At 66.0% G+C, this 20,358-nt stretch carries 19 protein-coding genes; 6 read left to right on the plus strand and 13 right to left on the minus strand.

The window, feature by feature from the left end; translation table 11 throughout:
• Positions 1–15 precede the first annotated feature (15 nt).
• The 3 genes from WH303_RS04890 to WH303_RS04900 all read left to right on the plus strand — a co-directional run bounded on the left by WH303_RS04890 (position 16) and on the right by WH303_RS04900 (position 3,427).
• The gene (locus WH303_RS04890; RefSeq protein WP_312988878.1) at positions 16–489 is read left to right on the plus strand and encodes a cyanophycin metabolism-associated DUF1854 family protein; all 474 of its coding nucleotides are present in this window, start codon (positions 16–18) and stop codon (positions 487–489) included.
• A 171-nt stretch (positions 490–660) separates the two neighbouring features.
• Positions 661–1,110 carry a hypothetical protein gene (locus WH303_RS04895; RefSeq protein ID WP_339517243.1) on the plus strand — a complete coding sequence of 150 codons (450 nt, stop codon included), beginning with the start codon at positions 661–663 and terminating at the stop codon, positions 1,108–1,110.
• Positions 1,111–1,285: 175 nt separating this feature from the next.
• Entirely contained in the window at positions 1,286–3,427 is a 2,142-nt protein-coding gene (locus tag WH303_RS04900) for a TonB-dependent receptor domain-containing protein (RefSeq protein WP_339517244.1), read from the plus strand.
• Between the two features lie 93 nt (positions 3,428–3,520).
• On the opposite strand, the gene WH303_RS04905 is transcribed toward WH303_RS04900, so the two are convergent.
• Entirely contained in the window at positions 3,521–4,420 is a 900-nt protein-coding gene (locus tag WH303_RS04905) for a 5'-nucleotidase (RefSeq protein ID WP_339517245.1), read from the minus strand.
• A gap of 59 nt (positions 4,421–4,479) precedes the next feature.
• Positions 4,480–5,214 (minus strand): FadR/GntR family transcriptional regulator, encoded by a 735-nt coding sequence (locus WH303_RS04910; protein ID WP_339517246.1) that lies wholly within the window; start codon positions 5,212–5,214, stop codon positions 4,480–4,482.
• 180 nt (positions 5,215–5,394) lie between these two features.
• Between WH303_RS04910 and uxuA the strand changes: the two genes are divergently transcribed.
• Positions 5,395–6,471, plus strand: a complete 1,077-nt coding sequence (uxuA, locus tag WH303_RS04915) for a mannonate dehydratase (RefSeq protein ID WP_339517247.1) — start codon at positions 5,395–5,397, stop codon at positions 6,469–6,471.
• Positions 6,472–6,494: 23 nt separating this feature from the next.
• Positions 6,495–7,517: a Bug family tripartite tricarboxylate transporter substrate binding protein gene (locus WH303_RS04920; RefSeq protein ID WP_339517248.1), complete on the plus strand. Its 1,023-nt coding sequence runs from the start codon at positions 6,495–6,497 to the stop codon at positions 7,515–7,517.
• A gap of 49 nt (positions 7,518–7,566) precedes the next feature.
• Here WH303_RS04920 and gspF read toward each other — a convergent pair whose 3' ends face one another.
• The 6 genes from gspF to gcl form a co-directional block, all read right to left on the minus strand.
• Entirely contained in the window at positions 7,567–8,784 is a 1,218-nt protein-coding gene (gene gspF / locus WH303_RS04925; protein ID WP_339517249.1) for a type II secretion system inner membrane protein GspF, read from the minus strand.
• Positions 8,785–8,871: 87 nt separating this feature from the next.
• Positions 8,872–9,522, minus strand: a complete 651-nt coding sequence (locus WH303_RS04930) for a glutathione S-transferase family protein (protein WP_339517250.1) — start codon at positions 9,520–9,522, stop codon at positions 8,872–8,874.
• Positions 9,523–9,628: 106 nt separating this feature from the next.
• Positions 9,629–10,327, minus strand: a complete 699-nt coding sequence (locus tag WH303_RS04935; RefSeq protein ID WP_339517251.1) for a helix-turn-helix transcriptional regulator — start codon at positions 10,325–10,327, stop codon at positions 9,629–9,631.
• A gap of 38 nt (positions 10,328–10,365) precedes the next feature.
• The gene (gene glxR, locus WH303_RS04940; RefSeq protein WP_339517252.1) at positions 10,366–11,280 is read right to left on the minus strand and encodes a 2-hydroxy-3-oxopropionate reductase; all 915 of its coding nucleotides are present in this window, start codon (positions 11,278–11,280) and stop codon (positions 10,366–10,368) included.
• Between the two features lie 51 nt (positions 11,281–11,331).
• Positions 11,332–12,135 (minus strand): hydroxypyruvate isomerase, encoded by an 804-nt coding sequence (hyi, locus tag WH303_RS04945; protein WP_339517253.1) that lies wholly within the window; start codon positions 12,133–12,135, stop codon positions 11,332–11,334.
• Between the two features lie 32 nt (positions 12,136–12,167).
• Positions 12,168–13,958 (minus strand): glyoxylate carboligase, encoded by a 1,791-nt coding sequence (gene gcl / locus WH303_RS04950; RefSeq protein ID WP_339517254.1) that lies wholly within the window; start codon positions 13,956–13,958, stop codon positions 12,168–12,170.
• Positions 13,959–14,170: 212 nt separating this feature from the next.
• On the opposite strand from gcl, the gene WH303_RS04955 reads away from it, so the two are divergent.
• The gene (locus WH303_RS04955; protein ID WP_339517255.1) at positions 14,171–15,088 is read left to right on the plus strand and encodes a LysR family transcriptional regulator; all 918 of its coding nucleotides are present in this window, start codon (positions 14,171–14,173) and stop codon (positions 15,086–15,088) included.
• Positions 15,089–15,121: 33 nt separating this feature from the next.
• Here the strand turns inward: WH303_RS04955 and WH303_RS04960 are convergent, their stop codons facing one another.
• From WH303_RS04960 to WH303_RS04980, 5 genes are all read right to left on the minus strand, one after another.
• Positions 15,122–16,456: a glycerate kinase type-2 family protein gene (locus WH303_RS04960; RefSeq protein ID WP_339517256.1), complete on the minus strand. Its 1,335-nt coding sequence runs from the start codon at positions 16,454–16,456 to the stop codon at positions 15,122–15,124.
• A 116-nt stretch (positions 16,457–16,572) separates the two neighbouring features.
• On the minus strand, positions 16,573–17,142 hold the full coding sequence (locus WH303_RS04965; protein WP_339517257.1) for a hypothetical protein: 570 nt from the start codon (positions 17,140–17,142) through the stop codon (positions 16,573–16,575).
• An 82-nt stretch (positions 17,143–17,224) separates the two neighbouring features.
• Positions 17,225–18,241: an LLM class flavin-dependent oxidoreductase gene (locus WH303_RS04970; protein ID WP_339517258.1), complete on the minus strand. Its 1,017-nt coding sequence runs from the start codon at positions 18,239–18,241 to the stop codon at positions 17,225–17,227.
• A gap of 111 nt (positions 18,242–18,352) precedes the next feature.
• Entirely contained in the window at positions 18,353–18,634 is a 282-nt protein-coding gene (locus WH303_RS04975) for a hypothetical protein (RefSeq protein WP_339517259.1), read from the minus strand.
• A gap of 339 nt (positions 18,635–18,973) precedes the next feature.
• The gene (locus tag WH303_RS04980) at positions 18,974–20,335 is read right to left on the minus strand and encodes a GspE/PulE family protein (protein WP_021025525.1); all 1,362 of its coding nucleotides are present in this window, start codon (positions 20,333–20,335) and stop codon (positions 18,974–18,976) included.
• Positions 20,336–20,358 lie beyond the last annotated feature (23 nt).

Here is a 20,358-nt window from a genome sequence, read left to right on the forward strand (position 1 = left end):
CAGGAAAGCCCTTTCATGACAACCATTTCCTCTCCGCTGGCGCTCAGCCGCAATCCCTTTGGCCGTCTGGTTCTGGACAAGGACGGCAGGCCCCACCAGGTCAACCCGGTGCGCGCCTTTCCGCTGTCGGCACCATCGCTGGGCATCTCCCTGGTCGGCGAAGACGGCAAGGAGGTGCTGTGGATCGCCGATATGGACGCGGTGGACCCAGCCGCCCGCGCGCTGCTCGACGAAGACCTGGCCGCGCGCGAGTTCCAGCCGCTGATCGAGCGCATCGTCAGCGTCTCCACGTTCTCCGTCCCCAGCATCTGGACCCTGGAGACCGACCGGGGCCCCGTCCACATGACCTTGAAGGCCGAAGAGGACATCCGCAAGCTGCATGGCCGCCAGAACCTGCTGATCACCTCGGCCGATGGCGTGCACTACCGCCTGCCCGATACGAACCGCCTCGACAAGGCGTCGCGCAAGCTGCTGGAGCGCTTTTTGTAAGCTGCCCCTACCGTAAGCTGCAGTGCAGGGCCCGGAATTGCGGGCCCTTGCCTTTTTGCGGGCCTTGTCCCCCAGGTGCTGCTTTGCCTGGCATTTACAGGCATAATGCAATTCATTTGCAATAGTGGCCGTCGTCTGCGCGGCCCCCTGGTTTGATTGTCTGCCCGGCCTGTGTCTTCCCTGCGCGCTCTCCACCCCCTGTCTGTCTCGGCGCATGCGCCCAGGCCGCTGTGTGGCTGGGCGATGGCGCTGCTGTGCTGGCTGTGTTTTGCGCAGCTGTGCCTGCCGCTCTTGGGCAAGGTCCATGACATCAGCCACCTCCATGCCCGCGCGCTGCAGACGGCTGCGCTCACGGCCACAGCATCGGCTGGCGAGCGTGACAGCAGCGATACCGTGGTCAGCCCCGGCCATGGCGCGCATGACCTGTTTGGCAAGCATTCCGAGGCCGACTGCCAAGGCTTTTCCCACATGGCGCTGGGAGCTGGCCTGCTCTGCGATCCGCTGCAGGCGCCCTTGCTGCGGGCGGTGCAGGAAGCGGCGCCGACCGTGCTGGCCATCTTGCTGCGCCAAAGCCCGGCGCTGTTCTTTGCGCGTGGCCCTCCCTCTCTCACTCCCTCCTAGTTCCAGTGACACGGCCGTTGACCCCTGACCTTTGATGGTGCAGGGCAGCGCAGGCCGGTCTGTCTTGTTTTTTCCGCGCAGCTGCCGGGCGTTATGGCGCCGGGCCGGTTCAGCCAGCAGTGCTGGGCTGCGCGCGCACATGCGCTGGATGCATGTGCTTTTCGAGGGGTAGACCATGGGTTTCCATGCACAACAGGCGCAGCCGCTGGTGGCGCGCACAGCAATTTTCAAACCGCAGGCGCGGGATCTGCGCCCGGTTGCAGCAGCGGTGATCGGCCTGCTGCTGAGCAGCGCCGCGCTGGCGCAGAACGCCGAGGGCAGCACGCCGGCAACGGCCACCGCGACCACTGCGACCACCACCTTGCCTGAGGTGACGGTGTCGGCCAGCGGCACCAACCGCACGGTCGACGACATGACCACGCCGGTGACCGTGCTGCAAGGCGATGAGCTGGTGCAAAAGCGCGGTGCCAGCCTGGGCGAGACGCTGGCCAATGAGCCCGGCATCCAGGCCACGCACTTTGGTGCGGGTGCGAGCCGCCCGGTGATTCGCGGCATGGATGGTGCGCGGGTCAAGGTACTGAACGATGGCGCGGTGATCCAGGATGCCTCGACCATCAGCCCCGACCATGCCGTGGTGAGCGAGCCCATGCTGGCCACCCAGATCGAGGTGCTGCGCGGCCCCTCGGCGCTGATCTATGGCGCCGGCGCGATTGGCGGCGTGGTCAATGTGCTGGACAACAAGATCCCCACCAAGGTGCCTGAGAAGGGCTACGAAGGCCAGGTCGAAGTGCGTGCCGGCACGGGCGCCAACGATGCGGCGACGGCCCTGTCGCTGACCGCGGGTTCGGGCCCCTTTGCCCTGCATATGGAGGGCATGGCCCGCAATGCCGATGACTATCGCGTGGGCAGCGGCTGGGGCCTGGGCAACAAGGTGGACGGCAGCCGCGCGCGCAATGCCGGCGGCAGCATCGGGCTGTCCTGGATCGGCGACAGCGGCTATGTGGGCCTGGCCTACACCCGTACCCAGGCGCGCTACGGCCTGCCCGGCCACAACCACAGCTTTGAAGGCTGCCACACCCACGGCCTGCACCTGCACTGCGGCGGCCATGATGGCCATGACCATGGGGATGACGACCATGACCACGACCATGAGGAAGAAGGCGTGCCGGTGGTGGACATGCACAGCGAGCGCTATGACCTGCGCTCCGAGTGGCGCCAGCCGTTTGCCGGTGTGTCGGCCATCCGTGTGCGCGGCGGCGTGACGCGCTACCACCACGACGAGATCGAAGGCGGCGAGATCTCCACCAGCTTCAAGAACCGCGCGCATGACATGCGTGTCGATGTGCTGCATGAGCCGATTGCCGGCTGGACCGGTCTGGTCGGCTTTGAGGCCGCGCAGCGCCGATTCAGCGCCACCGGTGAGGAAGCCTATGTGCAGCCGACCCGCACGCAAAGCCAGGGCGTCTATCTGCTCGAAGAGCGCCGCTTTGGCGATTTTGGTGTGGAAGCCGCACTGCGCCACGACTGGCAAAGCGTCTATGCCAACGACGACGGCCTGGTGCGCAAGCACAAGGGCAATTCGCTGTCGCTGGGCGGCAGCTGGCGCTTTATGCCGGGTTACCGCCTGAGTGCCCATGTCACCTCGGCCAGCCGCCTGCCCACGGCCGAAGAGCTGTATGCACGCGGCCTGCACATGGCCACCTCGACCTATGAGCTGGGCAACCCCGACCTGCGCAAGGAGCGCTCGGGCAATATCGACATCGGCATTGCGCGCACTGCGGGCGACACGACCTACTCGGTCAATGTCTACCGCAACCGGGTGAACAACTACATCTATGGCCGCACCGTCGATGAGCACGACGGCCTGCAGCTGCTGCAGTATGCGCAGCAGACCGCCACCTTCACCGGTCTGGAGGGTCAGATCCAGCACCGCATCAATGCGAACTGGACGGTGGGCGCCACCGGTGACCTGGTGCATGCCAAGCTCGAAGACGGCAGCAAGATCCCGCGCCTGGCTCCCGCCCGCGTAGGCTTGCGCGTGGCCGGGAAATGGGCCAACTGGAGGAGCGAAGCGCAGTGGCAGCTGGTCAAGCGCCAGAACAAGGTCGCGGACTATGAAACCGAGACCCCTGGCTACGGCATGCTGAACTGGCGCGTGAGCTATCACCAGACCTCCAGCGATGGCACGCCATGGCAGGTCTACCTGAAGCTGGACAACCTGACCAACAAGCTGGCCTATGTGCACACCTCGTTCATCAAGAACGCGGCGCCGCTGCAGGGCCGTGCGGTCTCGCTGGGCTTTATCAAGCAGTTCTAAGCAGCTGATAACCCAGGCCTGAGCGCCAAAGCCGCTGTCTCCACCAGGAGCCAGCGGCTTTTTTGCGTTTGTGTTTTGCTTGGGCGGAGGCGATCAGAGGTTGGAGATGCCGCTGCTCACATGCCCGGCCGGCACATGGGCCGCTGCGCTGGTCACATGGCCGGTCTGGTCGTCAAAGAAGAAGTCGGGCTCGAACTCGCGCAGAAATTCGCCCTTGGCCAGGCCGCCCAAGAACATGGTTTCATCGACGCCGATGTTCCAGTCCATCAGGGTGCGGATGGCGCGCTCATGCGCGGGGGCGCTGCGGGCGGTGACCAGGGCGGTGCGGATGCGCATCTGGCTTTGCGTGTCTTGCTGCAGCCGGTGGAGCGCCGCCAGCAGCGGCTTGAAGGGGCCATCGGGCAGCGGCCGGGTGGCATGCTCGATCTCATGGCGCTGGAACGCATCTAGCCCCTGGGCCTGGAAGACGCGCTCGGCCTCATCGGAGAACAGCACCGCATCGCCGTCAAAGGCAATGCGCACTTCATCGGGGTGGCTGTCCTGCGCCTGGGCCGATTCGGTCAGCACACGCGCGGCCGGAAAGCCCAGCTGCAGCGCCTGCTGCACATCGGTGGCATTGGCCGACAGGAACAAATGCGCGCCCAGCGGCTTGAGGTAGCGAAAAGGGTCGCGCCCCTGGGTGAACACCCCGCGCTGGATGGAGTTAAGCCCATGGGCCTTGCAGCTGCGGAACACCCGCATGCCGCTGACCGGGTCATTGCGCGAGAGCAGCACCACCTCCACCTTCTGCACCGTGCCACTGTTGAAGGCCAGCAGCTTGCGCACCAAGGAGAACGCCACGCCGGGTGGCGCGGGGATATCGAGCCGCTGCAGCTGCAGCTGAGCATAGGCCTGGTCCTTGTCCTGCTCGAAAACCCGGTTTTCTTCTTCAAAGTTGAACAGCGCCCGCGACGAGATCGCGACCACCAGCTTGTTTTCGAGAGTGGCAGCCATGGCCGTCCTTGTTGCTGAACTGAGGGCCAATATAGCGCAGTGGCTGCGCTGTTCTTGACTTAATACCAAGCCTGGGAGAACTGCGAGATCACGCGCCCCAAATGCTGCTGCATCGCCTGGCGCGCCTGCGCGGGCTGGCGCTCGGCGATCGCCGCAAAGATGGCCTGGTGGTCCTTGAGGCTGGCCTCGCGCAGCTGCTCGGAGTGGAAATGCTGCTCGATCTTGTCCCAGCGCGGGTCCTGGCGGGCGTTGTCCCACATGGCCTCCACCATGTGCTGCAGCACGCGGTTGCCGGTGGCCTCGGCGATGGCAAGGTGAAAACGCCGGTCGGCGGCGTCATAGGCGTCCTTGTCGGCCAACTGCAGGCGCATGGTGGCCAGGGCGTCGAGCATGCGGTCCAGGTCGGCATCGCGGCGCTCGCTGGCAGCGGCGGCAGCTATCTCGGCCTCGACCAGCACGCGCGCGCGCAGGGTCTCGAGCGGGCCGGGGCCGGTGGGCACATCAAAGGCGGGTAGGCGGCTGGGGCCATTGGCACCCGTTGGCTGCAGGTAGATGCCCGAGCCCAGGCGCACCTCGACGAGGCCCTGCACCTCCAGCGCAATGATGGCCTCGCGCACGGCAGTGCGGCTGACGCCAAACATGTCGGCCAGCGTGCGCTCCGACGGCAGGCGCTGGTCGGCCGCCGCGCTGTCTGTGGCAGTTTCTTCCAGGATTTTTCTGGCGAGGTCCTGGTAGGACCTGACACCGGTGGTGCGGCTGTCGTCGTCAACCGGAGGGACCAGCTTGTTGGGCATCTTGCGCGTATTCCGTTCATGGGCCGCTCCGCCAAAACCGGAAGGCCAGCAGCAGTGTAAGCCGCCGTCTGGGCCAAACGCGGCAAATACCGGACATAGTGGTAAACCATCAATCTAAATGGTCTAGCCAGTTTGTAGAATTGGTCTAACCAGATTTTTGATTGCAGCAAAAGGTTTTCCATGAAGATGTCGTTTCGTTGGTTTGGCAGCGCGGACCCGGTGTCCCTGGCCTATATCCGCCAGATCCCCGGGGTCACGCATATCGTCTCGGCGATCTACGACGAGCCGGTCGGTGCCGTCTGGCCGCTGGCCAAGGTCGAGGCGCTCAAGCAGCAGATTGAAGACGCGGGCCTGGCTTTTGAGCTGGTGGAATCGGTGCCGGTGCACGAAGACATCAAGCTGGGCCGCGACAGCCGCGACCAGCTGATCGCCAACTACCAGCAAACCCTGCGCCATCTGGCTGCCGCCGGGGTGCAGGTGGTTTGCTACAACTTCATGCCGGTGTTTGACTGGACCCGCACCGAGCTGGCCAAGCAGCTGCCCGATGGCTCCACCTGCCTGGCCTTTGACAGCCGCCAGGCCGACAGCATCGATGCGGAAAAAGGCATCTCGCTGCCCGGCTGGGACAGCAGCTACCGCAGCGATGAGCTGCAAGGCCTGCTGCAGGCCTACCGCCAGGTCGATGCCGAGCAGCTCTGGCAGAACCTGGCCTATTTTCTGCAGGCGGTCATCCCGGTGGCCGAGGAATGCGGCATCAAGATGGCCATCCACCCCGATGACCCACCGCGCCCGATCTTTGGCCTGCCGCGCATCGTGAAGAACCGCGATGACCTCGCCCGCATCGTCGATCTGATCGACAGCCCCGCCAATGGCCTGACCCTGTGCTCGGGCTCGCTGGGCGCCGGCCCGCAGAACAATGTCGAGGCGCTGGTGCGCGAGTTTGGCGGGCGCGGCCGCATCCACTTTGCGCATATCCGCAATGTCAAGGTATCGCCCGAGGGCGACTTTGAAGAAACCGCCCACCTCTCGACCTGTGGCTCGCTCGATATCGCGGCCATCGTCAAGGCCTACCACGATGTGGGCTTTGCAGGCTATGTGCGCCCGGACCACGGCCGCATGATCTGGGGCGAAACCGGCAAGCCCGGCTATGGCCTCTACGACCGGGCACTGGGCGCCGTCTACATCAACGGCCTGTGGGAAGCGGTGGACAAGTTCTCGCCCGAGCAGCAAGACAGCGCAGCGCCTGCTGCCCTCTGATTTCACACCAAGGAGACATAACAATGAAGACCAAGACAACACAGCACGCGATGCTGCGCCGCCAACTGACCCAAGGCCTGGCCCTGGGCCTGGCGCTGGGAACCAGCCTGGTCGGCGCCCCGGCGCTGGCGCAAACCGCCTACCCGACCAAGCCGGTCACCCTGATGGTGGGCTTTCCGCCAGGGGGTCAGACCGATTTTGCCGCCCGCGTGCTCAGCAACAGCCTGGCGGCCAATCTGGGCCAGGGCGTGGTCATCGAGAACAAGGCTGGCGTCAACGGCAACCTGGGCTCGGCCGACATCATGCGTTCGGCCCCCGATGGCTACCGCATGCTGGTGGGCAATGGCTCGATGACGGTGACCCCGCACGTCTTCCCGACCCTGGGCATTGTGGACCCAACCAAGTTTGTGCCCGTGGGCATCTTGCTGCAGTCGCCACTGGTGCTGGTGGTGCCCACCTCGTCACCGGTCAAGGACTTTGCGCAGTTTGCCGCCCTCGTCAAGGAGCGCGCCAAGGCTGGCAAGGGCGTGGACTATGGCACGCCCGGTGCCGGCTCGCTGGTGCATGTGACCACCGAGCTGATGCGCGAGCGCCTGGGCAGCCCGGCGATGAACCATGTGCCCTACAAGGGCAGTGGCCCTGCCGTGATCGACCTGATGGCCGGCCGCATCGAGGCCATGTTTGATGCGACCTCGGTGTTTGATCCCTATATCAAGTCCGGCAAGGTGCGCCCCATCCTGGTCACCAGCAGCAGCCGCGTGGCCTCGTTGCCCGATGTGCCGACCCCCGCCGAGGTGGGCCTGAAGGATTTCGAGATCATCTCCTTTATCGGCATGTATGGCCCGCCCGGAACCCGCCCGGAGGTGGTGCAAAAGCTCAATGCCGCCATCAACACGGTGCTGAAGGAGCCAGCCGTCATCCGCAGCTTTCAGGAGCGCGGTGACCAGCCTGGCGGCGGCACGCCTGAGCAGCTCGATGCGATGACGCGCGCGCAGTACAAGCTCTGGGGCGATGTGGTCAAGGCCAACAAGATCCACGCGGAGTGAAATTGGGCCCCGCTAGCCTGACCGGGCCAAGCGGGGTCAGACTGGTTGTTTAGCGCACAAACTGGTTGAGCTGGATGATGGGCATCAACACCGCCATCACGATGATGCCGACAATGATGCCCATGCCGACGATCAGCAGCGGCTCCAGGATGGTGGCCAGGCGCATCGCGCGGCGCTTCACATCACCGGCCAGCTGGTTGGCCACGCGCTGCAGCATTTGCGGCAGCTCGCCGGTCTGCTCGCCCAGGCGGGCAAACATCGACAGCAGCGCGGGGAAGCGCTTTTTCTGCGCCAAGGCCGAGGCGAGCGGCGCGCCCTCGCGCACCTGGTCCAGCGCATCGATGGCGTCCTGGCGCATCGCTTGGTTGGAGACGGTCTGCGCAGCGGCCTGCAGCGCCTTCAAGATGGGCACGCCGGCATTGCTGAGCATGGCCAGGGTCGAGGCAAAACGGGCGGCATTGTAGTTGCGCGAGAGCTTGCCGACGACCGGCAGCTGCAGCCAGCCGGCATCAAAGCGCTGGCGAAAGGCGGGCTGGCGCAGCGACAGGCGCAGCAGCACGGTGCCGACAATGGCCAAGCCCGCGCCCAGCCACCACCAGTGGCGGATCAGGTCGCTAAAGCCCAGCATGATGCGGGTGAGCAGCGGCAGCGCATGCTTGGTACCCGAGAACACCTCGGCCACCTGGGGCACCACATAGCTCATCAGCACCATCACCACGACAAAGGCAAAGCAGGTGACGATGGCCGGGTAGAGCGAGGCACCAATGAGGCTGTTCTTGAGCTGGTCGCGCTCTTCCAAATCATCGGCCAGCCGCGAGAGCACCTGGTCGAGGTGGCCGCTGTGCTCGCCCGCGTCGATCACGGCGCGGTAGATCTGCGAAAAATCACGGGGGTAGAGGGCCAGCGACTTGGCAAAGGTGGAGCCGCCATTGACTTCGGCGCGCAGGCTGGCGACCAGCTGGCGCTGGGGCTCGCTGTCGATCTCTTCCATCAGCGCGGTCAGCGCGCGCTCGAGCGGCAGTCCCGAGCTGATGAGGCCGGCGAGCTGGCGCGTCCAGACCGCCAGGCTCGTGGCATTGAAGACCGCGCGCCGGCTGCGCACGGTGCTGGCGCCGTTGTCGTCGACATCGCCCAGCGGCTCGACCGCCAAGGGCACCATGGCCTGGGCACGCAGCAGGCTGCGCGCGGCCTTGGCGCTGTCGGCTTCGATCATGCCCTTGCGGGTCTGGCCCTGGGCGTCTAGAACTTCGTACGAAAAAGCGGGCATGGGGCAGGTGGATAAAACAAGGTGGCTCCATGGCCACCCCGGGCTATTGTGCCTGATCCCCATGGCATGCAGATGGCAGCGGCCCGATCAGGCAGCGGCTGCGGCGGGCATCTCGACGGGGCCGTCGAGCGCATCGGCGCGCTGGGCAGCGGGGCGCTGCAGCAGCGGCAGCGCGTAGTCCTGGAATTCGGGCAGGCTCGGCAGGGTGCCTTCGTGCATGCTCCAGCCGATATAGCTGGCCAGGTACAGGTCGGCGGCGGTGAAGTGGTCGCCGCAGGCATAGCGCTTGCCGCTCACCGCCAGCTGCAGGCTGCGCAGCACATCGTCAAAACGGCCATAGCCGGCCGACAGTGCCTGGCGCTCGGTCTGGTTCTTCAGCCAGCCTTCGGCCTTGGCGGTGGACACCGCCTCGACCGGGCCAGCCACCAGGAACAGCCAGCGGTAGTAGCTTCCGCGCTCGGGGCTGCCCAGCGCCGGTGCCAGCTTTTTCTCGGGGTAAAGATCGGCCAGGTAGGCCAGGATCGCGCCGGTCTCGCTCACCACCGTGTTGCCATGCTGCAGTGCCGGTACCTTGCCCATGGGGTTGAGCGCCAGGTAGTCGGGCGACTTCATCGTGCCGCCAAACTCCAGCCGCACCGGTTCGTAGACGGCATCGCACTCTTCGAGCATCCAGCGCACCATGCGGGCGCGGGACTGGGGGTGGTAGAAAAAGCGCAGCGGGGCGTTGTGGGGGGTCATGTCTTGGTCCTTCGGGTGACTGGCAAAATCGCCATGCCCGTAGGTTAGGCAGGGAGGCTGACAGAAACTGTCAGCAGCTGAACTAGATGACGGGCGGGCGAGCGCGTTAGGCCCAGCCGTCCAGCGTATAGCCGGTCTCTGCCAACCACTGCTGGATGAGGCTGTGCCGGCTTTGCGGGTAGCGCTCCTGCAGCTCCTGCATGGCATGCACCCGGTCGGCGCGAAAGTGGCGAAAGCCCTGGCGCAGCTCGCACCAGGCAGAGACCACCCGGCTGCGGTCGAAATAGGCCATCGCAAAGGGCCAGACCAGGCGCTCGGTCAGGCGGCCGTGCTGGTCCTCATAGTGCAGCACCACCTTGTGCTCGGCACGGATCGCGCGGCGCAGTCCGGACTGCCAGTGCTCGGGCGGGGGACTGGGTTGCATATTGGGGACCATCAGGCCGCTGGTATCGACTGCGATGCGCAGCTCCAGCGGCAAGGCGCTGCGGATGCGGTCCATCGCGGCGCTGGCGGCATTGGCCAGCTGCGGGTCGGCCTGCAGGCTGGCCCAGCGCGCGCCCAGCAGCAAGGCTTCGAGCTCATCGGCATTGAACATCAAGGGCGGCAGCAAAAAGCCAGGCCGCATCTCAAAGCCAATGCCCGGATCGCCCTCGATGGCCGCGCCTTGCTCGCGCAGGCTGGCGATATCGCGGTAGACGGTGCGCAGGCTCACCTCCAGGGTCTGGGCCAGCGCCGGGCCGGTTTGGGGCTGGCGGGCGCGGCGCAGCAGATCGAGCAGGCGGAGCAGGCGGGCAGGGCGGGACATCGCGCAAGCATAGCCGGTCTGCCCGCCCTGCAACCGGCTCAGCCCGGCGCTTTTTGTCCGATCTCGAAATTGGCCTGGATCTCCAGCGCGCGCACCAGGCCGGAGTGGTCCCAGCCCGCGCCACCATGGGCCACGCAGCTGTTGAACAGCTGCTGCGCCTGGGCGGTGTTGGGCAGCGCCACGCCCAGCTGGCGTGCGCTGGCCAGCGCCAGGTTCAGGTCCTTTTGGTGCAGCGCGATGCGAAAACCGGGATCAAACGTGCGATTGATCATGCGCTCGGCATGCACTTCGAGAATCTTGGACGAGGCAAAGCCGCCCAGCAGCGCCTGGCGCACCCGCGCTGGGTCGGCACCGGCGCGCGATGCAAACAGCAGTGCCTCGGCCACCGCCTCGATATTCAAGGCGACGATGATCTGGTTGGCCACCTTGGCGGTCTGGCCGTCGCCATTGCCTCCTACCAGGGTGATGTTCTTGCCCAGCGTCTCGAACAGCGGCTTGACCCGCTCAAAGACCGCCTCAGGCCCGCCCACCATGATGGACAGCGTCGCATTCTTGGCACCCACTTCGCCGCCCGATACCGGCGCATCCAGGTACTGCGCGCCCAGCGCGCTGATGCGTTTGGCAAAGTCCTTGGTCGCCACCGGCGAGATCGACGACATATCGACCACGATCTTGCCGCTGCTGCCCTTGAGGCCGGCGGCCAGGCCATCGGGGGCAAACAGCACCTGCTCGACGTCGGGCGTGTCGGGCACCATCACAAAGACGATATCGGCCCGCTCGGCCACGCCGCGCACCGATGTGCATTGGGTGGCGCTGCTCTCTGCGATGGGGGCCGGCACCTTGCCGCGCGTGTTGATGAACAGCTGGTGGCCGGCGGCAATCAGGTGGCTGCACATGGGCGCGCCCATGATGCCCAGGCCGATAAAGCCCAGTTTGAGTGGCGTTGCATGCATGCAGAAATCTCCTTGGTTTTTATGGAAAAGGGTGTGGGTCTCGGGCTGCGATCAAGCGGTAGCCGTCGCGCGCTTTTGGCCCGCCACGGTCTGCAGCCAGTGCAGGCCCGCCTCGGTGCCCTGCGCGGGCTTGTATTCGCAGCCCACCCAGCCGCTGTAGCCGATGCGGTCCAGGTGCGCGAACAGGAAGGGGTAGTGGATCTCGCCCGTGCCCGGCTCGTGGCGGCCCGGGTTGTCGGCCAGCTGCACATGGCCGATGCGCGCCAGGTGCTTGTCCAAGGTGGTGGCCAGCTCGCCTTCCGTGCGCTGGGCATGGTAGATGTCATACTGCACGAAGGCATTGGCGGCGCCCACCTCATCCAGAATGGCCAGCGCCTGGTCGGTGCGGTTCAGGTAGAAGCCGGGAATATCAAAGGTATTGATGGGCTCAACCAGCAGGCGCAGCTTGGCCAACTTCAGCGCCGCTGCGGCAAAGCGCAGGTTGTCCACCAGCGTGCGGCGCAGGGTGGCAGCATCCACATCGGCGGGCGCTTTGCCGGCCAGGCAGTTGAGCTGGGGCACGCCCAGTGCATGCGCATAGGTGACGGCCTGGGCGACGCCGGCGCGGAACTCGTCCACCCGCCGGGGATCGCAGGCAATGCCGCGCTCGCCCGCTTCCCAGTCGCCCGCAGGCAGGTTGTGCAACACAATCTGCAGGCCAGTGGCATCGAGCCGCTGCTGGATCTCTTCAACCGTATAGGCATAGGGAAACAGAAACTCCACGGCCTCAAAACCGGCCTGGGCGGCGCGCTCAAAGCGGTCGAGAAACGGCACTTCGGTAAACAGCATGCTGAGGTTGGCAGCAAAACGGGGCATGGCAAAACTCCGGTGAAAAAACGAGGGGGGCATCAATCCAGCAGCGCGAGGGCGCTGGGCGCATCGGCCTTGCCGCTGGCCAGGTCTTCGAACTCGATGACGTTGTCGATCTCGGTGCCCATCGCGATATTGGTCACGCGCTCCAAGATGCATTCGATGACGACCGGCGTGCGGTGCTCGGCCATCCAGGCCTCGGCCTGCTGCATCGCGGGGGCAAAGTCTTCGGGGCGGTGTACGCGGATGGCCTTGCAGCCCAGGCCTTCGACAACCTTCACATGGTCCACGCCATAGCCGCGTGCGGCCTCGTCGGCCTCCATGTTGATGTTGTCAAAGGCCAGCTGCACGCAGTAGTCGATGCTGAAGCTGCGCTGCGCCTGGCGGATGAGACCCAGGTAGCTGTTGTTGACCAGCACATGGATATAGGGCAGCTTGAACTGCGCGCCCACGGCCAGCTCCTCGATCATGAACTGGAAGTCATAGTCGCCCGACAACGCGACGATCTTGCGCTGCGGATCGGCCACGCGCACGCCCAGCGCGGCCGGCGTGGTCCAGCCCAAGGGGCCGGCCTGGCCGCAGTTGATCCAGTTGCGCGGCTTGTAGACATGCAGAAACTGCGCCCCGGCAATCTGCGACAGGCCGATGGTGGAGACATAGGTGGTGTCGCGGTCCAGGCTCTGGTTCATGCACTGGTAGACGCGCTGGGGCTTCATCGGCACGTTGTCGAAGTGGGTCTTGCGCAGGTAGTCGATGCTGTTCTTGCGGCCCTGGCAGTCGGCCACCCAGGCGCTGCGGTCGCGCAGCTTGCCGGCGGCCTTCCAGTCCTTGGCGACAGCGACGAACTGCTGCAGCGCGGCCTTGGCATCCGAGATGATGCCGAAATCGGGCGCAAACACGCGGCCGATCTGCGTGGGCTCGATATCGACATGGATGAATTGGCGGCCCCGGGTGTAGACATCGACCGAGCCGGTATGGCGGTTGGCCCAGCGGTTGCCGATGCCCAGCACAAAATCCGAGGCCAGCATGCTGGCGTTGCCATAGCGGTGGCTGGTCTGCAGGCCGCACATGCCGGCCATCAAGGGGTGGTCATCGGGGATGCTGCCCCAGCCCATCAAGGTGGGAATCACCGGCAGATCAAGGGTCTCGGCCAGCTCCACCAGCAAGTCCGCCGCATCGGCGTTGATGACGCCGCCGCCGCTGACGATCAAGGGCCGCTCGGCGGCATTGAGCATGGCTATGGCTTTTTCGGCCTGCTTGCGCGTGGCGGCAGGCTTGTAGACCGGCAGGGGCTCATAGGTGTCGATGTCGAACTCGATCTCGGCCAGCTGCACATCGATGGGCAGGTCAATCAGCACCGGGCCGGGGCGGCCCGAGCGCATCAGATGGAAGGCCTGCTGGAAGGCGCCGGGCACCTGGGCGGGTTCGAGCACGGTGGCGGCCCACTTGGTCACGGTCTTGGCGATGGAGGCAATGTCCACGGCCTGGAAGTCCTCCTTGTGCAGCCGGGCGCGCGGCGCCTGGCCGGTGATGCAAAGAATCGGGATCGAATCGGCGCTGGCCGAGTACAGGCCGGTGATCATGTCGGTGCCGGCCGGCCCGCTGGTGCCGATGCAGAGCCCGATATTGCCCGCCACGGCGCGGGTATAACCCTCGGCCATGTGGCTGGCGCCTTCGACATGGCGGGCCAGGATATGGCCGATGCCGCCATGCGCCTTCATCGCCGCGTACAGCGGGTTGATGGCAGCACCGGGAACGCCGAATGCGACGCTCACACCTTCTTTTTCCAGCACGCGGACTGCGGCTTCGATCGCTTTCATTTTGGCCATGGGGTCTCCTTTACAGTTGGGATCGACTGTAGGGAAGCCGGGCGTTTGCCGGAAGGCGCAGGCGGACCATAAAATTTATTCCACCCAGGAATGGACGGCACGGCGCAGCATGCCGCATCATCGGGCGCAGAGGCGCTGCGAACCTGTTCCAAGAAGCGCCCACCATGTGACGTGCGGCATGCGATGCCGCAGCAATCCCAGGAGACACAACCATGGACCGACTCGATGCCATGCACATGTTTGTGCGCGTGGTGGAAACGGGCAGCTTCACCAAGGTGGCGCAGGAGTTTTCCTCGACCCAGCCCACGGTGACCAAGCAGGTGGCAGCGATGGAGGCGCGGCTCAAGGTGCGCCTGCTCAACCGCAATACGCGTGGCGTGAGCCTGACCGAAGCGGGCGCGCTGTACTACGAAAAATGCAAGCGCATCGTGAGCGATGTGGCCGATGCCGACAATGTGGTGCAGGTGCGGCAAACGCAGGTGCAGGGCCAGCTGCGCATTGGCAGCTCGGTCGCGTTTGGGCGGCGCGTGCTGATTCCGCTGGCGATGGAGTTCATGCAGCACAACCCGCAGGTGCAGGTGGACCTGAGCTTTGAAGACCGCTACACCGACCTGGTGGCCCAGGGCATCGATGTGGCGCTGCGCCTGGGCAAGCTGGCCGATTCATCACTGGGTGCGCGCATGCTGGGCGTCAATCCCTGGGTGCTGGTGGCCTCGCCCGCCTACTTGCGCAAGCACGGCACGCCGCGCCGGCCTTCAGACCTGAAAGAGCACTCGGCGTTGATCTACAGCAGCGTGCAGGGCAACGATGTCTGGCGCCTGCGCAATGCCAGTGGCGAGTCCGTCTCCGTGCCGGTCACGGGGCGGCTGCGCTCCAACAATCTCTCGGCCTTGCTGGCCGCTGCGCGCTCGCACATGGGCGTGGCCGCACTGCCGCGCTATGTGGCGCATGAGTCGCTGAAGGCGGGCCGCGTGGTCGAGGTACTCAAGACCTGCCGCCTGCCCGAGCAGGAGATCCACGCCGTCTACCCCTCGCCGCGCCTGGTGCCGCAAAAGGTGCAGTCCTTTATCGCGTTCTTGCAGGGCAGCTTTGATGCGGCCTGGTGGGAGAACCTGCCCCAGGGCGGCTAGGCGCAGAGGGTCTGGCAAGCCTGGCAGCCCGCATCACAGGATCAAAATGGCGCGGAAATCGTTGACATTGGTGTGCGTGGGGCCGGTCACCACCAGGTCGCCCAGCGCCTCGAAAAAGCCATAGGCATCGTTGCGGTCCAGATGGTCGCTCAGGCGCAGCTGCAGTGCAGCGGCGCGCTGCAAGCTGTCGGGTGCCAGGCGCGCGCCGGCATTGTCTTCGACGCCATCGATGCCATCGGTATCGGCCGCCAACGCCCAGACACCGCCCTGGCCTTGCAGCGCCAGCGCCAGGCCCATGCAGAACTCGCCAGCGCGCCCGCCACGCCCCTTGGCAGCACCGGGCTGGCGCGGGCGAATGGTGACGGTGGTCTCGCCCCCGGAGAGGATGACGCAGGGCTTGGCAAAGGGGCTGCCATGGCGGGCCACGGCACGTGCCAGCGCCGCATGCATTTTGCCAATCTCGCGCGATTCGCCCTCGATCTCGTCGGACAGCACATGGGCGGTGATCCCGGCGGCGACGGTGGCATCGGCTGCCGCATCCAGCGATTGCTGGGGCGTGGCGATCAGGTGCACTTCATGGCCGGCAAAGCGCGGATCGCCGGGCTTGGGGGTTTCCAGCGAGCCATCCTCCAGCGCAGCGCGCAGGCGCTCGGGCAGCGCGATCTGGTAGCGGTTCAGAATCGCCAGTGCCTCGGCGCAGGTCGAGGCATCGGGCACCGTGGGGCCGCTGGCGATGACCGAGGGGTCGTCGCCGGGCACATCGCTGATGGTCAAGGTCACCACCTTGGCGGGGTAGCAGGCAGCGGCCAGGCGCCCGCCCTTGATGCGCGAGAGGTGCTTGCGCACGCAGTTCATCTCGCCAATGGCGGCACCGCTCTCCAGCAGCGCCTGGTTGATGCGCTGCTTGTCCTGCAGGTCCATGCCGTCGGCTGGCAGGGTCAGCAGGGCCGAGCCGCCGCCCGAGATCAGGCAGAGCACCAGGTCATCGGCGGTCAGGCCCTGGGTCAGCGCCAGCATGCGTTCGGCGGCCGCCAGGCCGGCGGCATCGGGCACGGGGTGGGCGGCTTCGACCACCTCCAGGCGCTGGGCCAGTCCAGCGGGCCGGGGCGGAATATGCCCATAGCGGGTGACGACCAGGCCCGACAGCGGCGCGTCCTGCGGCCAGAGGGCTTCGAGCGCCTGCGCCATCGAGCCGCCTGCCTTGCCGGCGCCCAGCACCACGGTGCGGCCTTTGGGCGGCGGGGGCAGGTACTGCGCCATGCTGTGCAGCGGTTGCGCGCGCTGCACCGCGCGCTGGTACAGGTCCAGAAGAAACTGCTGGGGATCGCGCCGGGGATCGGCCAGCGCTGGTGGTGGGGTGTGGCTCATGCGGTAGGTCTCCGCTGGCCATTATGAAAGCAGGCGGCAGGCACAGGTGGAATAGACGTTATTCCTGGCCAGGGGATGTACAGCAGTGCGATAACGCCGCGCACGGCCGCCGCGAGTCAGCCCGGTGGCGTGCGGTTGCCCCAGTCGGTGTAGAACACGCCCGCCGCATCCTTGCGGATATAGACATAGGCCGGGCCGGCATGGGTATCGCCATGGGCATGGGCCTTGTCGGGAATGCGCCAGTAGTAGACGATGCCATCCAACTCGGCAAACTGGCCGACGTACTGCAGATCCTCGGCACGCACCGGGTCGGCGCTGGCGAGCGACTGGCCCAGCTCCATGCGCACATAGCGGGGCACGGAGCGCTCCTGCGCGTCCGACAAGCCGGTGCTGCCCAGCCAGGGAGCGCTTTCCTGCACCTCGGCCTCGGTCTGCAATTGCTCCTGCTTGGTACGGTATTCGCGGCGGAACTCGGGCGTTTGCATATGCGCGGCCAAGGCCGGGTCTTCGCTGCGGGCGCTGGGCTGGGGCTGCGCGGCTGCGGTAGGCGGGGCCACGGCCGGCGCGGCCTCCTGGGCCTGGGGCGTGGGAGCTGGGGGATCGTCGGGGGGCTGCTGCATGCAGCCAGCCAGCAAGCTGCAGGCCGTCAGCGCCGCTGGCAGGGTGGTTCTATAGGAGACAGACATGGCGCAAGCATAGCCTGGGTGGGACGGGATCGGCGTCGCTTTTGCTGAAAAAAGGGCGCCGATCGCGGAGTAAAGGCCGTGTTTAGGCTGCGTAGCCGGCCCGCAGGGCTTGCGCCGCAATATCGAGCGAGCGCAGACGCAGATCGCCATCATAGATATCGCAGACCAGCATCAGCTCGTCGGCGCCGGTGTGCTGGGCCAGCACCTTGAGGCGCTGCTGCACACGCTCGGGGCCGCCGATGGAGGCCACCGCCAAAAAGCCTTCGATCGCCTGGCGCTCGGCCATGTTCAGGCCCTCCATAAAGCCTTCGACCGGTGGCGGCAGCAGGCCGCGCTTGCCCGTCACAATGCCCAGCACGCGCTGGTAGGTGCTGCTGGCGAGGAACTCGGCCTCGCTGTCGGTAGGCGCTGCAATCACTGGCGCGCCGACGATCACATAGGGCTTGTCCAGCGTGGCCGAGGGCTTGAACAGATCGCGGTACAGCTGCACCGCCTGCTGCAGCATGCGCGGCGCAAAGTGCGAGGCAAAGGCATAGGGCAGGCCCAGGTGCGCGGCCAGCTGGGCCGAGAACAGGCTCGAGCCCAGCAGCCACAGCGGCACATTGGTGCCAGCGCCCGGCGTGGCCACCAGCTTTTGCCCGGGTTGGGCGGGGCCCAGCAGGCGCTGCAGCTCCAGCACATCGCGGGGAAAGTCTTCTTCGGTCTCGACCCGGTCACGGCGCAGGGCCCGCATCGTCATGCCATCGGTGCCGGGCGCGCGGCCCAGGCCCAGGTCGATACGGCCCGGGTAGAGCTCGGCCAAGGTGCCAAAGGCCTCGGCCACCACCAAGGGGGCATGGTTGGGCAGCATGATGCCGCCCGAGCCCACACGGATGTGCTGGGTGGCGCCCGCCACATGGCCGATCAGCACGGCCGTGGACGAGCTGGCAATGCCCGGCATATTGTGGTGTTCGGCCATCCAGTAGCGCGTAAAGCCGAGCGACTCGACATGCTGCGCCGTGCGCACGGCCAGTTGCAAAGCCTGGGCAACGGTGCCGCCTTCGCGCACAGCCACCAGGTCCAACATCGAAAGCGCGGGGGGTGTTTTTGTCTCAGTCATGCGGACATTCTTGCCTAGGCAAATATCCTTTGCTGACTGTGGTTATGGGTCAAATGCGGAGGTCAGAGCCTGGTTTTTGGCAGACCGCCGCCGTGCGCAAGGCGCTTGAATTCAACGCTGCCGAATCGCCCGCGCGCAGCTGATCCCCACCAGAATCCCCCAGAGCAGCACCAGCAGCGCGGTCGCCAGGTAGCGCTCGCCTTGCTGCATCGCAAACCAGGAGATCACCAGCGCCATCAGGCCGGCGATGCGCATCAGCCGGCGCAGCTGCGCGGTGGACATGCGCGGCTGGAAATGGCGCAGCGCTGCCAGGCTGACGATGGCCAGCACGGTGAGCCAGAGAAACAACATGCCGCCATAGGGCGCTACGAGGGTATTGAGCGATTCCAACATGGGGCGATTGTGTCAAATCGCCAATACCCGTTGGCGCGGGCGGCGCCTACGGGGTAATAGAACGTGTTTACGATCTCTACGCAGCCGCGTTGGAGTGCAATCGGGATGAGTTCGAAGGACTGGTCCGCAGCTTGCACCGGGGTGCAAACAAGGGTCAGCGCGCAGAAATCGCCCGATTTCACTCCAACCCGTAGGGACAGGGGTTTTGCGGGCGGTCTGCGTCGTTGCAAATCCTCGCAATAGCGCGGCTATTGCTGCGGTGTTGCGCCTAGCATCCCATCCCGCAAAACCGCTGTCGCGGCGCGAGGAGATCGTAAACACGTTCTTAGAGAATTGTGGTCAATCACGCGTGACGCGCACAACTTCTTCTGCACTGGTGATGCCTTCGCGCACCAGGCGCTCGCCGTCCTCGCGCATCAGGTGCATGCCGGCGGCCATCGCCTGGTTGCGGATCTCGGTCTCCGGCGCCTGGGCGTGGATCTGGGCGCGGATGGCCTCGTCCACCACCAGCAGCTCGAAGATGCCGGTACGGCCCCGGTAGCCGCTGGGGTCGCTGTCGTCGATGCGGCGCACCAGGCGCTGGGCCAGCACGCCCAGCAGCGACGAGGACAGCAGAAAGGGCTCGACGCCCATGTCGGTCAGGCGCGTGATGGCGCTGGTCGCATCGTTGGTGTGCAAGGTGGCCAGCACCAGGTGACCGGTGAGCGAGGCCTGGATCGCGATCTGCGCGGTCTCGAAGTCGCGGATTTCACCAATCATGATGATGTCCGGGTCCTGGCGCAGGATGGCGCGCAAGGCCTTGGCAAAGGTCAGGTCGATCTTGGGGTTGACCTGGGTCTGGCCGATGCCTGAGAGCTCATATTCGATCGGGTCTTCCACCGTCATGATGTTGCCCTGGCTGGCATCGAGCCCGCTCAGCGCCGCATACAAGGTGGTGGTCTTGCCCGAACCGGTGGGGCCGGTCACCAGCACGATGCCGTGCGGCTGGGCCACCAGTTTTTCAAAGCGCCGCAGGGTCTCGCCCTGCATGCCGACCGAGCCCAGGCTGAGCTTGGATTCGCTCTTGTCGAGCAGACGCAGCACGGCGCGCTCGCCATGGGCGCTGGGCAGGGTGGAGACGCGCACATCGATGGCGCGGGTGCCCAGGCGCAGGCTGATGCGGCCGTCCTGGGGCAGGCGTTTTTCCGAGATGTCCAGATCGGCCATAATCTTGAGGCGCGAGATCAGCGCCGCATGCAAGGCGCGGTGGGGTTGCACCACTTCGCGCAGCGAGCCATCGATGCGAAAGCGCACGCTGGAATGGCGCTCATAGGGCTCGATGTGGATGTCCGAGGCACCGTCGCGCGCCGCCTGGGTGAGCAGGGCGTTGAGCATGCGGATGATGGGCGCGTCGCCGGCCGACTCGAGCAAGTCCTCGACGGCGGGGATGTCCTGCATCATGCGCGAGAGGTCGGTGCCTTCTTCCACCTCGCTGATCACGGTGGCGGCATTCGATTCGCTGTGCGAGTAGGCGGCACTGATGCGCTGGGCCAGCTCGGCATCGCCCAGCTGGGCCAGGTGCTGCACGGGGTACTTGCGCAGCACCTCGGACAGCGCCGAGCCCTGGGGCTGGGCGCCGTGCCACAGCAGGTGCTGGCCGGCATCTTCTTCGAGCAGCAGCTGGCTGCTGCGCGCAAAGGCATAGGGCAGGGGGTGGCGCATGGCTTCGGGTCTCTGTGGGCGCT

This window comes from Comamonas sp. MYb69 (genome assembly GCF_037479315.1).
In the GTDB taxonomy this organism is placed as follows: domain Bacteria; phylum Pseudomonadota; class Gammaproteobacteria; order Burkholderiales; family Burkholderiaceae_C; genus Comamonas.